This window comes from Paraglaciecola sp. 25GB23A, assembly GCF_040012495.1.
Classification (GTDB): Bacteria; Pseudomonadota; Gammaproteobacteria; order Enterobacterales; family Alteromonadaceae; genus Paraglaciecola.
The window spans coordinates 197,688-213,220 of the sequence record NZ_JBDYKM010000001.1; the positions used below are offsets into that span (position 1 = coordinate 197,688).

11 protein-coding genes are annotated in these 15,533 nt (G+C 40.6%); 6 read left to right on the forward strand and 5 right to left on the reverse strand.

Going from position 1 to position 15,533, the window contains the following annotated elements; all coding sequences use genetic code 11:
* Window positions 1-219: 219 nt before the first annotated feature.
* Together ABKW31_RS00830 and ABKW31_RS00835 are read right to left on the reverse strand one after the other, a co-directional pair.
* Window positions 220-1,053 carry a DUF2797 domain-containing protein gene (locus ABKW31_RS00830; RefSeq protein WP_348614232.1) on the reverse strand — a complete coding sequence of 278 codons (834 nt, stop codon included), beginning with the start codon at window positions 1,051-1,053 and terminating at the stop codon, window positions 220-222.
* Window positions 1,054-1,083: 30 nt separating this feature from the next.
* Window positions 1,084-1,917, reverse strand: coding sequence for a DUF1353 domain-containing protein (locus ABKW31_RS00835; RefSeq protein ID WP_348614233.1), 834 nt, complete (start codon window positions 1,915-1,917; stop codon window positions 1,084-1,086).
* Window positions 1,918-2,117: 200 nt separating this feature from the next.
* On the opposite strand from ABKW31_RS00835, the gene ABKW31_RS00840 reads away from it, so the two are divergent.
* Window positions 2,118-2,492 carry a DUF2177 family protein gene (locus ABKW31_RS00840; RefSeq protein WP_348614234.1) on the forward strand — a complete coding sequence of 125 codons (375 nt, stop codon included), beginning with the start codon at window positions 2,118-2,120 and terminating at the stop codon, window positions 2,490-2,492.
* Between the two features lie 116 nt (window positions 2,493-2,608).
* On the opposite strand, the gene ABKW31_RS00845 is transcribed toward ABKW31_RS00840, so the two are convergent.
* On the reverse strand, window positions 2,609-3,328 hold the full coding sequence (locus tag ABKW31_RS00845) for an amino acid ABC transporter substrate-binding protein (RefSeq protein ID WP_348614235.1): 720 nt from the start codon (window positions 3,326-3,328) through the stop codon (window positions 2,609-2,611).
* Window positions 3,329-3,558: 230 nt separating this feature from the next.
* Here ABKW31_RS00845 and ABKW31_RS00850 point away from each other — a divergent pair, with 230 nt between their 5' ends.
* From ABKW31_RS00850 to ABKW31_RS00865, 4 genes are all read left to right on the forward strand, one after another.
* Window positions 3,559-5,280: an ABC transporter transmembrane domain-containing protein gene (locus ABKW31_RS00850; protein ID WP_348615167.1), complete on the forward strand. Its 1,722-nt coding sequence runs from the start codon at window positions 3,559-3,561 to the stop codon at window positions 5,278-5,280.
* A gap of 63 nt (window positions 5,281-5,343) precedes the next feature.
* The gene (gene def / locus ABKW31_RS00855; protein WP_348615168.1) at window positions 5,344-5,874 is read left to right on the forward strand and encodes a peptide deformylase; all 531 of its coding nucleotides are present in this window, start codon (window positions 5,344-5,346) and stop codon (window positions 5,872-5,874) included.
* A 32-nt stretch (window positions 5,875-5,906) separates the two neighbouring features.
* Window positions 5,907-6,599, forward strand: coding sequence for a phosphatase PAP2 family protein (locus ABKW31_RS00860; protein WP_348614236.1), 693 nt, complete (start codon window positions 5,907-5,909; stop codon window positions 6,597-6,599).
* Between the two features lie 164 nt (window positions 6,600-6,763).
* Window positions 6,764-8,023: a lytic murein transglycosylase gene (locus ABKW31_RS00865; protein WP_348614237.1), complete on the forward strand. Its 1,260-nt coding sequence runs from the start codon at window positions 6,764-6,766 to the stop codon at window positions 8,021-8,023.
* Between the two features lie 80 nt (window positions 8,024-8,103).
* On the opposite strand, the gene ABKW31_RS00870 is transcribed toward ABKW31_RS00865, so the two are convergent.
* Together ABKW31_RS00870 and ABKW31_RS00875 are read right to left on the reverse strand one after the other, a co-directional pair.
* Window positions 8,104-9,990, reverse strand: coding sequence for an ATP-binding protein (locus tag ABKW31_RS00870; RefSeq protein ID WP_348614238.1), 1,887 nt, complete (start codon window positions 9,988-9,990; stop codon window positions 8,104-8,106).
* A gap of 57 nt (window positions 9,991-10,047) precedes the next feature.
* Window positions 10,048-12,276 carry an EAL domain-containing protein gene (locus ABKW31_RS00875; RefSeq protein WP_348614239.1) on the reverse strand — a complete coding sequence of 743 codons (2,229 nt, stop codon included), beginning with the start codon at window positions 12,274-12,276 and terminating at the stop codon, window positions 10,048-10,050.
* Window positions 12,277-13,162: 886 nt separating this feature from the next.
* On the opposite strand from ABKW31_RS00875, the gene ABKW31_RS00880 reads away from it, so the two are divergent.
* Complete coding sequence (locus ABKW31_RS00880) at window positions 13,163-15,463, forward strand: immune inhibitor A domain-containing protein (RefSeq protein ID WP_348614240.1); 2,301 nt, start codon at window positions 13,163-13,165, stop codon at window positions 15,461-15,463.
* Window positions 15,464-15,533 lie beyond the last annotated feature (70 nt).

The following is a 15,533-nucleotide window of genomic DNA, read 5'->3' on the forward strand; positions in this document are numbered from 1 at the left end:
TTGAATTAAACAATCAAAGTATTAACGCATTCTTATCGACTATATCGACCTAGTTGCTTGTTTCATTGAAATAAATTTTTTCACAAAATCCATAGTGTGAAGGTAGAGATAAAAACCTATATTTAAAATATGTTATTTATTTAATTAAGACAAACAAAATGCCAATGTCTATCGCTTGTTTTGTTGTTTTAAATTTTTCTTTAAAACAAGGTAATTTAGTTAATATTCAATCCTTAAGTCATAACCACTATATTTTCGTAGGTTAATGACTCGGTCACCATCTAATAATAGGTATTGGCCCTTTATACCCTGCAATATCCCGGTGAAACTGCCTTCCTTATCTAAGTTAATTGATTTTACTTTGTCGGGGTAACGCTCAACGGGATACGAAATATCAACCCCATCGTGGTCGATAAAGTGAATGGCCTGAAAACCATATTCTTGTTGAATATCATCAAGTTCTTCTTCAACTTTAGCCAATAATTTTTGTTTAAGGGCCATCAAGTCAACTTTGTCTGGTTGGGCTTTCAACATGGTTCGCCAATTAGTTTTATCGGCTATATGAGCCTTCATAGCACTTTCTACTAATCCACTGATTAAACGGTTTTGCACACGTAGTATAGCCACAGCTTGGCTTGCACCTTGATCCAACCAGCGGCTAGAAACCCCAGAACTGACCTGACGTGTAATGCCAACTTTAACAGTGCCTGTGTTAGCCAGATACACAAAATGATCTTGTAAACAATGGGTTTCACCCCAAGAGGGCTCTCTACACGTTCCTGCATCATAATGGCATAACTCAGGTTTGATAATGCAACTATCACATTGTGCTAAGCGAGTTAAACAACGATAGCAATAACCCTGATTAAAACTTGTTTTGGTTTTTGTTCCGCAATGTACACACAGAATTTTATCCATAAAGTTGACGGTGAGTTGTTGTCCAATCAATGCATTCATTGGAACTTCCTGCTCACCGATAGGAAGGATATATTGCGCGGTCTGCGAGGGCTGTGCCGTCACACGCATTTTACGAATGGTTCCGTTAAATTGCATTACTACTCCGATATGACAACTTAAAAAAGATTAAGATTTATCTATGATATTTTTAAATGTAGCACAGCTCAAACTTGAGTTTTGTTTTGATTCATTAGCGCCCACATCGTTTGCTCCAAATTTGACCACAGCAAATAAATAAATGTTAGCAATTAAATGGGGTACTTGTGCTTCAAGTAACATGGAGTAGAACAGCCCATCTACTTCTCGCTTAGCAATGGGAATATTGTCTAGGTATTGATAAAGAGCGTCATGGACTAGACTCGCGTGTAAGGCGACTTGCCAGAAAACAGTTTTGTCGATAATTTGCCCAGAGCTCGTCAATTTTTGTATTTTAAGCTCTTTATGCCACCAATCTGGGGTACCAATTAGAGCAAACCAATAAAATAACCGCTTGGGTGTACAGCCATCCCAAGCATAGGTGCGTGGACTCTGAATATTATAGCTAACTGTGCCTGCCTCTTTGTCATAAGTATTGGCGCCAGGATTAACAATGATATTGCCATTTTCGATAACCAGCCAGTCACTGTAAAAATATTTGTCTATGGCAATAGGGCTTTTATAAAGCAAGGGATAGTCAATATAATTAATCCAAGGGCCCTCTCTATCTCTACTGGCGAATCCCCATTTTTCTAGCTCTTGAGTTTTAGCTTGAAGGGCTCTTTGTTCTCTTATTTGCCAACTAATATGGCGTGGAAGATAGAAGCCTGCACAAAGAACGACTCCCAAAACGATAAAAGTGACGATTAAATTGGGGTAATTAAACAGTAAAAATACAATTAATATCCCACCCACTAACAAAAGCAGCTTTAAAATCTGGTCAATGCGTTTTACTAGTTGAATAGTGGTAGCAGGTGTTTCCATGTTGCTCACAATGTAAAAAGTAATGAGTCAAAAGTATAGAGCTGTTTGGCTTAAAAAACATCCATTGTAATTCAGCATTTATTTGAAACTATGAGCTAACGCAGGTCGCGTTGTCTTAGTTTGGATCTTAGCTCATCATGTTCCAAGTTTGTGTTTAATCAGTTATGTTAGAACATCATTACTCGACTAGCCTTATCCTTATGTATAAGAAAGTTATTTTTACTTATCTAAGTGTTTTACTGGTTTTATTGCTGATGGATGGTGTGTGGTTAAGTTTAATTGCCAAAGACAGCTATCAGCAACAAATTGGTTATTTGATGCGCCGAGATATTCCCATATGGCCATGGTTTACTTTTTATTTGCTTTACCCTGCAGGTATTATTTATTTAACCATAGTGCCATCGATTAAAATCTTGCAGGCCAGCCTTAAAGGCTTTGTATTGGGCCTAATTGCCTACGGAACTTATAATTTAACCAATTACAGTATCATTGAACATTGGCCCCTATCTATTACCTTGCAAGACTGGTTGTGGGGCAGTGTATTGACTTTGATTTGTGCAAACTGTGGCATGTAAACTTGGCTGCGGATAAACCATGATTCAAGCGAATGACTTGTTGGATCGGGTAAAAGCTCCTTAGATAGGGAGTTATCAAGCACAAAAAGCTCTAACTATTAGTCTCTTACTCAGTCTCAAAGCGCCGCAATCGCAACTTTGAGTTTATTTAAGATTATGGGGTCAATATTTTTATTGGCAGCAAGATAAGCGGTGATTTCCAGTTCTGGGATGGGGGCAATGAATTTAGCCATGTCTAAAGGTCGGTTGAATTGTTGCAGCATGCTTGCTATAAAATCTGGAGATTCAATCACAAGATCGACATTTCTATTAAGTAACAACTGCCATGAACAGCCAATATCCGAGCAAGTGATAAAATGTTTATCTTCAACAAACCCATGACCTAACAACCAAATATGCGCTATGTCATCCCGCTGGACTACTATTCTATATTGTTTGGCATCCTCTGGTTTATTAATTTGGATATCAGATCTGTCGCGTAAACTGACCCAGCCAAATTTATATTCTGTCACAGGGGTTAACCAGTAAAACAATGGTTCTCTTTGCTCACTCTTAGCAATGGAATATATCAGGGTATTGGGCTCAGTTACTGCTTTTTTGTAGGCTCTAGCCCAAGGGAAAATTTCGATGCTTGCGCTTAATTCAGCCTTATCTAGAATCTCTTGCACTTTTGCGGTGGCTGTTCCAGCTGCCTTACCATCAATGATGGTTTGCTCGGGTGGAGATAACTCAGTGACAACTTGTAAGCGGGGCTCTTGTGCTTGACTTTTAATCGGCAATAACAGACTTAAGCAACACAGTAATAATCTGAGCTTAGGCTTTTGTGAAAACAACATATTGGTTGAGCTCTGACTGATTATTTTGAGTCTTATCATAAGCAAATTAATTGAATTGTCCAAAACTTACTCTATTAATCTCTAGGTACTAATGGGTACGACACAAATTGAAGCACTTAAAATGTTATATCAAGGGCCTAATTAACTTCAATTCACGTTAAAGTAGTTACACTAGCACCAAATCAGTTTAGGTAAATTTTTCGGTGAAAAAACACTCAACTAAAGCACTCATGTTATGGTTATTTGGTCAATTAGGCCCTTACAAACGACAAGTCACTTTTGCCATGTTGGCCCTCATTGTGGGTGCTATGTCTTGGTTAGTTCTGGGCCAAGGCGTCAAGTATGTGGTTGACCAAGGTTTTGTGGCAAATAATGCACAACGACTTAATCAGCTTGTCTTAGTGGTCATTGGTATTGGTCTGGTGGGGAGTTTTGCTACTTATTTTCGTTTTTATTACATGATCTGGCTGGGTGAGCGAGTGAGTGCTGATATTCGACAAAATGTTTATTCCCATCTATTAACCTTGTCCCCATCATTTTTTGCGGCAACTCGGACCGGTGAGGTTATATCGCGGTTTACCTCTGACACCACAGTATTGCAGTCTGTTGTCGGCATGGGATTGTCTATGGCGCTGCGTGCAATTGTAACCTTTATTGGTTCATTAATTTTAATGATGTTAACCAGTCACATGTTAACGCTTTATGTACTGATTGCCGTGCCTGTGGTGTTATTTCCTATTCGGATTTTTGGTGCCAAAGTCAGAGTGTATGCTCGCAATAGCCAAGACAGAGTAGCCGATGTTGGGGCTTATATTGATGAAAGTTTACATGAGATCCAAACGGTACAAGCTTATACTCATGAGCAAATCGATAAACAACGTTTTTTTAGTCGCATCGATGGCGTAATGGAAGCGGCCAGAAAACGCATCCAATTTCGTGCCTTGATGATTGCGAGTATTATGGGCATCAGTCTCTTAGCCATCACCTTGGTGGCTTGGCTGGGTGCGCAATTAGTGCTTAATAGTGAATTAACCGCGGGTGAGTTAACCGCTTTCATGTTTTATGCGGTAATGGCAGGTGGCAGTGTCGCGACCATCAGTGAAGTTATTGGTGAAATACAAAAAGCGGCCGGGGCCAGTGAACGTCTGATGGAGCTATTGCAAACCGACAGTACAGTGCAAACTCAAGCCGAACCAATATTAATATCTAGCAAGGTCAGAGGAGAATTAAAACTTGAACAGGTTTCATTTTACTATCCCACTGTAGATGAAACACCGGTACTGACAGAACTTAATTTAAGCATCAATGCTGGCGAGCGAATTGCGCTAGTCGGACCTAGTGGGGCGGGTAAATCAACCCTTTTTCAATTGTTATTGCGCTTTTATGATGTGCAACAAGGGCAAATAACCCTCGATTCATTACCTATTGCCCAGCTAGATATCAATCAACTGCGACAACAATTCGCGTTGGTTTCGCAAGAGTCGGTTATTTTTGCTTGCAGTGTATTCGACAATATTGCCTATGGTCGTCCGAATGCGAGTAAGGATGATGTCATTGCCGCGGCTAAAGCTGCAAGGGCAGATGAGTTTGTCAGTGAATTTAGTGAGGGATATGAGACGCAATTAGGGGAACGTGGAGTGCGTTTATCGGGCGGACAGAAACAACGTATTGCTATTGCTCGGGCGATATTAGCAGACCGACCCATTTTGTTATTGGACGAAGCCACCAGTGCATTAGACGCAGCCAATGAAGTAAAAGTGAAGTTGGCACTGGATGAGTTGATGAAGGACAAAACCACGATTATTATTGCCCATCGGCTGTCTACTGTCATTAATGCAGATAGGATAGTGGTAATGGATAAAGGAAAAATAATAGCCATCGGCACTCACCAAGAACTGGTGCAGAGCAATAGTTTGTACCGAGAATTAGCGGAGCTGCAATTAATTAGTTAGGATTTTTAGACACGAGTTTCGAGCAAGAGTTAAGAGTGACAGATAGGAGTATTGAGCTTAATGATGAAAATTGCGCAAATTGGTGAAGTGATACTACGTACACCAGCTCGGCAGGTGGAAGAGGGCGAATTTAATGGGGCTGAGTTGCAAGTTTTTGCTGAAGCCTTGCTCAGTACTATGCTTGAAGCCAATGGTATAGGTATCGCCGCGCCGCAGGTATTTGACCCAAGGGCGATGATGATTATTGCCTCAAGGCCCAATGTGCGTTATCCCAATGCGCCTTTTATGGAGCCTTTATTGCTCATCAACCCGCGTATTGTCAGTCAAAGTGAAACAAAAGTTTGGGAGTGGGAAGGATGTTTGTCGGTTCCCGCACTAAGGGGGAAAATACAACGTGCCGATGTGGTCGAAGTAGATTATCAAGGATTAGATGGTCGCTCGCATAATCACCGTTTTGAGGGTTTTGTTGCTCGGGTCTTTTTACATGAGTTTGATCATTTAATTGGTCTGACTTGGTTAGACCATATTCAATCAGGACAGCACATTATGGCTAATGAAGTGTGGTTACATGCTCTTGAACAAGGTTTACTGTAATGACTTATTTTGCACAACATAGTAGCTAGAAGGTGAATAAAGTAGTTTATAAAATCAGTGATATGCGCCTAGCAAGCCTATTTTGGTTTGCTTTGGCGGCCGTGTTGGTGACGCTATTTATAGAGCTCGCGCTAAGTGTATTGGCGGGCGAGACCATGACATTTGATCGCAATATTATCCTAGCTTTGCGCAATCCCTTGGACTTAAGCGACCCCATTGGTCCTTACTGGCTGGAGGAACTGATGCGCGACATTACGGCTTTGGGCGGAACCGGTGTACTGAGCTTTGTCACGCTATTTACGGTTTTATACCTGTATTTGCAGCAGCATCGACAAATGGCCATGTTTGTTAGCATAGTGATTGTGACCGGTATGCTGAGTAGTAGTTTATTGAAATATGGTTTTGCACGTCCTCGCCCAGATTTAGTGCCACATGGTAGTTATGTTTATACCAGTAGTTTCCCTAGTGGCCATTCAATGATGTCGGCTTTGGTGTATTTAACCCTCGCTTTGATGTTTGCTAATAGCCAAATCAGAGTCAGTATTAAAATTCTGTTTATTACAAGCGCGCTATTTTTAGTGTTATTGATCGGTTTGAGTCGTATCTATTTGGGGGTGCACTGGCCGAGTGATGTTTTAGCGGGCTGGAGTGCAGGCAGTGTATGGGCCTTGATGAGTTATCGTTTTGCGCGTTTTTGGCAAAAACGCGGTAAATTTTTGTTATAAATAGCTCGATTTGATTATGCTTGTTAATCCTTTTGTTTTGCTTAAATGCTTTATTAGTAGGGGCTTTCCATAACACGCTTACACTTTATTTCATTTTTCGAGCTGTTAATTGGGGCCGCTTCAGTTAGCATATCCCTATAGTAAAAAAAGTGATTATGGTATTTATGTCTGGTTTTCCTTCTCTTCGTTGTTTTTTACCCCGCTGCACTATTGGCTTGTGTTTTTTAGCCTACCCATTGCTGGCGCAAGAGCCTTTGCTTGAAAATGAGCAGCAAACCCAAGCGCAAAGCTTTGCGCAATGTGTCGTGGGCTTGCAGCAAAAAGCATTAAGTGCGGGCATATCAACCAATACGGTTGAAACAATATTAGGTCAAGCCCGTTACTTGGCTAAAATTCTTGAATATGATCGTAATCAACCGGAGTTTGTGCAGACATTTCCTGGCTATTTCTCCGCCAGAGTCAATGACTGGCGCATTACTAAAGGGCGCGAAATGCTGGCCAAGCATAAGGACTTTTTAGCTAAGCTTACCCAAGAATATGGGGTGCCTGGGCACTACTTAGTGGCATTTTGGGGCCTAGAAACTAATTTTGGTAACTACATAGGTAAGATGCCAATTATTGATTCTTTGACCACCTTAGCTTGCGACGAACGGCGGAGTAAATTCTTTTCTGCTGAGTTAATGCAAGCTTTACGCTTACTAGAAAGAGAAAACTTGGCTGTTAGTGACATGGTGGGGTCGTGGGCAGGTGCAATGGGCCATGCACAATTTATGCCGACCGCCTATCTAACCTATGCACGTGATGGCGATGGTGATGGCAAAATGGATCTGTGGAATAGTGAGTTAGATGCCTTAGCTTCGGCGGCTAACTTTTTAAAAGCTTTAGGCTGGCAGGCAGGTTTTCGCTGGGGCAGAGAAGTGCTCATTCCGAACAATTTTGATTATCAGTTAGCTGGCAAAAGCAATGTTCAAGCGCTCTCCTTCTGGCGAGAAAAAGGTATTACTGAAGTCGGTAATATTGCGCTAAACAATAGCGATTTGCCCGCAGCGCTGGTGGTTCCCGCGGGGCATACTGGCCCAGCATTTTTGATATATCATAATTTTGAAGTCATCTTACGTTGGAATAACTCAGAATATTATGGCATCGCGGTGGGTCAACTTGCTGATCAAATTGCAGGTAGAGGCCCTCTGTCTAAGCCTTTGCCTGACTTACCCCAATATACCCTGCTTGAAATGCAAGAGTTTCAACAAAAACTCAACGACTTAGGTTTTGATGTGGGCAAGCCAGACGGCATATTAGGGCCGGCTACGCGTCAAGGTGTGCGGGCTTTTCAGGCCTCTAAACGTTTAATTGCTGACGGTTATCCATCCAAAGAAACTGTCGAATCTGTTATGAGTGAAACCTCAACAGACACTGCACTCTAGCCTCACCTTGGGGCGTAGAAATGCCGCTTAAATAGCCCTTACTGTCGGTTTAGTAAAATCTGGGCCGACAATTGTAATTGCTAACTTGTCAGGCTATCGCTCGAATCGATGGGTAATATTATAGTAAATTGGGTGGCAAATTCACTACTGCCATTTTGTTCAGAAACAAAACTCAGTTTACCCGCTAATAGTTTTGTCACCCATTGATTGACCATATATAAGCCCAGACCAATGTTGCCCTTACTTCTGCCGCTAGTAACAAATGGTTCAAATAGGGTGCTTTGCATGGCTTGTGGGATGCCCGAGCCATTGTCCGATACGGTAATACAAATTTTGTCTTCAAGCAGTCGGCGCGCTTTGATGGCAATAATACCTTGTTGTTCAGACTCAAATCCGTGGTTGAGACTATTGACTATCAGGTTTTCCAGCACTTGTGAAATAATGCCAGGCCGGCTGATAAGGTGCAGTTCAGGTTCAATGTTGTTAACCAGCGCCACTTTTACTGTTTTTAGGCGAGGCTCCAAACTTATGATTAAATCGGCAACGATTACATCCAATGAACATTCAATATAATCCTCGTTAACTCTATCAATGGCCAAGCGTTTAAAGTGTTTTATATGGCCGACGGCTTTATCTAAGTTGATTTTTGCCATATTTAGATTGCTAGCAATCGAATCCACACCCTCACTAAATTGGGTCTTGGTAATGCCTTCTAACATCGCTTTTTTAAGTAGCTCATTGGCGTTTTCTGCATTGGATACCGACATTATGGCACCACCAATTGGGGTGTTTAGCTCGTGGGCAACACCGGCTACCATTAAACCCAAGGAAGAAAGTTTATTCGCTTCGACTAATTCGTCTTGTAGCAATTGTTGGCGGGCAATGTTTTCAAGTAATATTTGATTAACGCGCTTTAATTCCTGTTGTTCAGCCCTTAGTTTTAATGACAATGCAATTAACAGACTTTGATGACGATATTCTCGCCAGTTTATGGTTAAACCAATTAAAGTTAAGCTTAGAAAAATACCTAAAGCGATAAGTAGAGAGTTGTTTCGAGCGTGTGCAAGAAAGCGACTATCACTTATTGTATATAACATCAGAGTACTAGTATCAGCACCGTATTCTGAGCCTGAAAAAGTTGCCAATGGCACAAAACTACTAAGTTGATTGTTGATTATAAGATCACCGCCAGCGGGATGTTGGCTTTGATACTGCCACAATTGTGGCGACTCATTTTTTAAGGTTAGCTGGGGTTGCTGCAACATGAACCCCCATTCTTTTTCTGGCAGGGGGTTTAACAACCAATATCCCTGATGATTAACAATGTTGATTTGAGCTTCAGCAATACTGTCCTGTTTTATCGCAGCCAGAAGATTGTCTAATCGGTAATTGACAATAAGTAAACCTTCAAATAGATGCGTTTCAGCGGAAGTTTGTATCGTTGCTCTGATACTAGGTTCATAGGGCTCGACAACCTTATTATGTTCCACGTTAAGGTCGATGGGAGAAAAGTAAATATTGGGCGGAGCGACTTTCATTGCCTGATTAAAATAATAACGTGCTTGTTTATTTTGTCGCTCTTTTGGCTCAGCTATCTTGGCTTGGTCAGCAGAAAAGTCCACTCTAACAATCTCCTGCCCATTATAATCAAGCCAACGCAGTTGAGCGATTTTGCTTGAAGCATGGCCAAATTGAATAAAATGGTCTTGAATTTGTTGTAAATATTTCGCTGGTAATTCTTGATTCTGCCATCGATCACCATTGTTATTAGCCAGAGCTTTAGTTTGCGCAAGTAACAGTAATAAATCACTTAAACTACCTAGTTCGCGGTTAAACAAGGCTGAAGTAGCTAACAACTTCTGAGCTTGAATGTTCTTTAATTCATTCACTTTATTATCATAAATGAGTTGGCAGGCTAACCAAGCGAGTAAAAAAGAAAAAAATAATAAAATTAGGGTTTTAATCATTATTTTATATTTTCTTTTTCTCAGGTTTTCATTAGAAATTAACATGAATGACAGTCACTAGATTGTGTTGTTGGCGCTTAACCATTCTATTAATTCATCGGTGAACATGGGTTTGGCAAATAAATAACCTTGACCGACATCACAGCCCATTTTTGTTAGCCACTGTTTTTGATAGTCAGTTTCTATACCTTCAGCAACGATAGTGAAGTTAAATTTTTTACCTAAATTCAAAATCATATTGATTACATGTTGGCTATTTTTATCCGTCTCCAGTTGACTGACAAAGCTGCGATCAATCTTTATGCAGTGGGCGGTAATGTTAGAGATATGGGCGAGCGAAGAATGGCCAGTACCAAAGTCGTCAAGGCTTATCTTAATGCCTAAAGCAGCAAAACGTTGTAGAGAATGTCTTATGCGCTCGTAATCGGTTATGGCTTGGGTTTCTGTTACTTCTAATTCTAGTAGAGCAGGAGACAAACCGTATTTTTTGATGCATCCTGACACATAAGTAAAATAGTCTGGATGCAATAAATCAAAGGATGAAGCATTGAAGGCCACTGGCAATGTGTAACCTAATTCAAGTAAACGTTGCAAAGCTTGCATAGTTTTTTCAAAAATCAAACAATCGAGTGAAATAATCAAACCTGATGTTTCAGCAATAGCAATAAATTCATCTGGTGGCACAAAACTACCATCATCACGCTGCCATCTTGCCAGAGCCTCAAAACCCACGACGTCGCCAGTGGATAAACTGACTTTTGGTTGTAACATTACGTTTAATTTGCCTTCCCTAATACTCTGCCGTAATTCTGTCATTAAAGAATAGCGCCGGCTGATGGTGTCGGTTTTTTCCTGTGAATACTGAACATAGGATACATTTTTAAGGGTGGCTTCTTTAAGGGCTGATTCTGCCATGCTGACTATTTTAGTAGCAGAATTTTGATTAATAGTGTCAAGCTGCATATCTAATAAGCTAAATAATGAGGTATGTGCTACACCATCCACTTTAATCTCGTTAATCGTTAGTTTGTCGATGAGTTCAGGCGACAGTTTAAATTCCTTGTCTAATAAGATTGAAAACTGCTTGTGACCTGACAATGTTACTCTTGAGCCGGAAGGCAATATTTGACGTAAGTTTTTATAAATATGGGCCAACACTCCCTGAATAAATTCATAGCCAAAAGTAAACTTCATTTCATCAAAAAATTTCACTTCAAGCATCAATAAACGGGTTTGTCGCCATTCTTGGCGGCTCATATTATGAATTTCTTTGCTTAGCCAATTACGATTTGGAATATTCAGCTCACTGTGGGTATAGGCAAGCTCGGTAACCCTATTTAATAAAGCGATATTAGTAAAACCACTGCCGATATTTTCACAAAATACTTTAAGTAGATTGATATGTGCAGAGGTTAATGGCTGCTCTGAATTAACCACGACCAAATAGCACTTTTCATTAATGTTTTTGGTTTCAAAATAAAAAAACGATTGTGTTGGTGTTATGACATTTTGCTTTTTTTCTAAGACTGCTCTTATGTCTGCATGCATGATACTAAGTTGTTGATCGACAAGTGGCAAACCCTCTAAATGGGCAAAGCAGCCCGTCGCGCTGAGTATCTGAGCCTGTTCAAATGGCAAGGTGCAATCCCCCATACACACTATGCCGCACTCTTTGACATTAATAATACGGCCAATTTCATTTAATACAGCGCGAGTAAAAGAGGGCAGGTCATAACGACTGTTTATGCTTCTGGCTGCATCCAGTACTATTTGTAAGCCTTGTTTTGCTTCGTTTAAAGCAGCTATGTAATTCCATGTGCGTATATTGCTGGATACAATAGAATGTAGTTTTTCTGGGGTGATATCCGCCTTATTCCAATATTCATCGATGTCTAAGGCACTCATTACTTCTTTTTCAGGAGCGAAACCCGGTTGACCGGTTAACAGTACTATTCTGACTTGGGCATTGCCTTGCTCTTTTCTGATGGTGTTGACTAAGCGCAGTCCTGCATCATCCTCCTCCATCACTACATCTAATAGAATGAGGCCAATATCTTTTTGTGCATTTAATACTTTGCATGCTTCAAAAGCGGAATTAGCGGTGAGCACTTGTAGTCTAGTGCGATTGGGTAATATTAAAGCCTCTAAACTGGCAACTAAGGCATTTTGGTAATCTAGATTATCTTCCACACTTAACACTTTCCAAACTTGAATCGGCGTGAGCTTGGTTTTTACTTGTTGAGTGGTTTCTTCAGTAAATTTAAATGAGTCATTAGCTTGTGACACAGCGACCTCCCCTTTTTCAACTAATAAACGCTTTTGCAGAATAAATGAGGAGAGCCTAAGAAACAATGGAGTTGTTAAATTCTTTGTGCAATACAGGCATCCGTTCCACTTTAAAAACGATAAAATTATTTACCTCAGTCTATTGAACATACGTCTTTTTAGCAACGGCTTAAACTCTAAATCTAAAGTATGGTTGGCAAACAGAAAATGTAAATATGACCCAGTTATATTTTTTAAAAGAAAGATTTGTAAAAATGTCAATTATGATGGGCCTATGTCTCTGCCTATCGATTCAACAAAGTTAAAATTGTCAGCGTCAAGAGCAGACTAATCATTTGCCAGACTGCTACTGGATTACGCTCCACCAAGGGTAGTCTAGCTTTAGATAAAAACGCTTGGCTGGATTGGCGTAGTTCAAAGATAAACGTTGGCCTTATTTATAGACTAAAGAGATGTGTTGTTGACCGCCATTCAATTGATTTCACTAAGTATTTTTAGCGATATAATTGTTCAACAGTTACTAAAAAACTGAGCAATGCAGCTTGATTATTAGTTAGTACAAACGATTTACACCTAAGTAACATGCAAATTACTTTAGTCATTATTTATTACCTAATATGGTAAAAATTCTTTATATAACATGTTGTTGGGGGTGTTTTATTAAGTTTATACTGCCATGATTAGTGTAAATAAATCATGCCAGAAAATTTCAAATAGCTAACTTGCTTTAATTATATTTGTTTCTATAATTTTTCGGACTCAAATGAGTTCATACGGAGATTTTCCTTCTTAAAGTAATGTCGTTATCGTATGTCAGATATATAAAAATAAAGGGATTGTCAGCCGTTTCAACTATGAAAAAACAATAGTGATTCAGGAGCAATACATGAAATTGAAATTCGTGACACTTGGTACATTACTGATGCTCAGCGCAACCAGCATGATGAGCTTAGCTAAATCAGACAACCTTTACGGCGACTTGCCAATGAAAGGTGCTAACACCGATAACCCCGGTCATCCTTTGGGTGATAAACAAAATGCACTAAAACTAAAAGCCCTGCAGGCTAAATTAAAGGGTAAGACATCTGGACCAGTGAAAGAAGTCGCAAAGGGCCAGTTTGTCGAGCTAGAGCGGGAAGGTGAGGATTCTATATGGACCGTCGTTGCTCAATTTGGACCGACAACTTCGCCCTATGGCATACTGCAATCTAACGTTCCCGGCCCTTTGCGTAACCAAATTCCAGAGCCAGATAGAAGCGTTGATAACACCACTATATGGGCGCCCGATTTTACCCCAGAGTATTATGAACAGTTATTGTTTTCAGACGCGCCCGGTGCCATATCGATGCGTAATTTTTATCTAGAGCAATCATCCAATCGATATACGGTAAATGGTGAGGTTAGCGATTGGGTACAAGTGCCTTTCAATGCGGCACATTACGGTCGTGACTATTGTGGGGGTATTGTATGTCAAACAACATGGTGGTTTGTAAATGATTCAATCGATGCGTGGTATCAGGCGCAACTTGATGAAGGCAAAACTGCTGACGAGATAAATGATTATCTTGCGCAATTTGATGTATGGGACCGCTACGACTTTGATGGTGATGGCGACTTTAATGAGCCAGATGGATACATAGATCACTTTCAATCCGTTCATGCCGGTGAAGGGCAAGAAACTGGCGGCGGCGCTCAAGGCAGCGATGCTATTTGGAGTCATCGGTGGTACGCCTATTTTTCTGCAAATGGTCCTGATGGCGCAGGTCCAAATGGTCGAGGTGGTGTCAAAGTGGGTGGTTCAAATTACTGGATTGGTGATTATACCATTGAGCCTGAAAATGGCGGGGTTGGCGTATTCGCCCATGAATTTGGTCATGACTTGGGTTTACCTGATTTATATGACACCTCCGGCAATACCGGTGGCGCTGAAAACTCAGTGGCGTTTTGGTCACTTTATTCCAGTGGTTCATATGGAAGTAATGGTGACGCCAGTGCAGGTATCGGTTCTAAACCGATTCCGATGAGTGCTTATGAGAAAATATTCTTGGGTTGGTCTAATTATGAGGTAATTAATTACGGTCAATCAGCCTCGTTGAAAATGGGTCCCGCTACTGACAATACCAAACAAGCACAGCAACTAGTGCTGTTGTTACCGGATAAAGAAGTTGTCACTCAAGTGGGCGGTCCCTTTGCTGGCAGTTACTTTTATTATTCCGGCTCAGGCAATAATTTGGACAATGCCATGAGTCGTAACGTTACTTTACCCGCAGGTGCGCCAATGTTAAGCGCTAAAGTTAAGGTTGCAATAGAGCTTAATTGGGATTACGCCTATTTAACCGTCAATGGCAATGCAGTGGCGACTAATCTTTCAACCAACACTAATCCCTATGGGCAAAATTTTGGTAACGGTATAACTGGTTCTAGTGGCGGAGCATGGCTTGACCTAACGGCTGATCTAAGTGCCTATGCTGGTCAAACGGTCACCATTGGTTTCCGTTACTGGACTGATACTGCTGCGATTGAGGAAGGACTGTTTGTCGATAATATCGCGATTGATGGCAGTGCTTTAGACGATGCTGAAAGTGACGCTGGTTGGATTTATTCTGGGTTTACTCGAACAACAGGCACAGTTTCTGAGTATTTCTTTAATGCTTATTTTGCCGAATATCGAACCTATCGCGGATATGATGATGGTTTGCGTACTGGACCCTATAATTTTGGTTTTACTGACGATCCGGCATTAGGAAATTGGGTAGAGCATTTCCCTTATCAAGATGGTTTGTTAATTTGGTATTACGATACTTCATTTGCTAATAACAACATAGGTGACCATTGTTTGGCGGGTAATTGTGGTGGTTTAGTGCTGCCTGTGGATGCGCATCCGGAATTATTATTGCGTCCAGATAATGCCAAAGCGTGGAGACCAAGAGTGCAATCTTATGATTCTACTTTTGGCTTAGATAAAACTGATGTTGTGTGTTTGCATCTCTATAGTATTGAACAGTGCTATGGTGGTTTACCCGCAGTGAAAAAATTCGATGATACCCAAAGTTATTGGATAGCCCCGGATGCGAGTTTAAACCACTATGGTTGGTCAAGTGTGCAGGTACCTAATACGGGCACTACTATTGAAGTGAAAAGTATTTCTGCGAAAGGTAACTTTATGCAGGTTCATGTAAACAAATAGTCATGCATTAACCAAGACAAAAAACCCATCAATTGATGGGTTTTTTTAACACATCATAATTGTTCAAACT

What these genes read in the sequence shown, in the direction of transcription:
- ABKW31_RS00830 (WP_348614232.1), bottom strand. Translation starts at nt 1,053, where the DNA reads ATGCAATTTAACGGAACCATTCGTAAAATGCGTGTGACGGCACAGCCC.
- ABKW31_RS00835 (WP_348614233.1), bottom strand. Translation starts at nt 1,917, where the DNA reads ATGGAAACACCTGCTACCACTATTCAACTAGTAAAACGCATTGACCAG.
- ABKW31_RS00840 (WP_348614234.1), top strand. Translation starts at nt 2,118, where the DNA reads ATGTATAAGAAAGTTATTTTTACTTATCTAAGTGTTTTACTGGTTTTA.
- ABKW31_RS00845 (WP_348614235.1), bottom strand. Translation starts at nt 3,328, where the DNA reads ATGTTGTTTTCACAAAAGCCTAAGCTCAGATTATTACTGTGTTGCTTA.
- ABKW31_RS00850 (WP_348615167.1), top strand. Translation starts at nt 3,559, where the DNA reads ATGTTATGGTTATTTGGTCAATTAGGCCCTTACAAACGACAAGTCACT.
- def (WP_348615168.1), top strand. Translation starts at nt 5,344, where the DNA reads ATGAAAATTGCGCAAATTGGTGAAGTGATACTACGTACACCAGCTCGG.
- ABKW31_RS00865 (WP_348614237.1), top strand. Translation starts at nt 6,764, where the DNA reads ATGTCTGGTTTTCCTTCTCTTCGTTGTTTTTTACCCCGCTGCACTATT.
- ABKW31_RS00870 (WP_348614238.1), bottom strand. Translation starts at nt 9,990, where the DNA reads ATGATTAAAACCCTAATTTTATTATTTTTTTCTTTTTTACTCGCTTGG.
- ABKW31_RS00880 (WP_348614240.1), top strand. Translation starts at nt 13,163, where the DNA reads ATGAAATTGAAATTCGTGACACTTGGTACATTACTGATGCTCAGCGCA.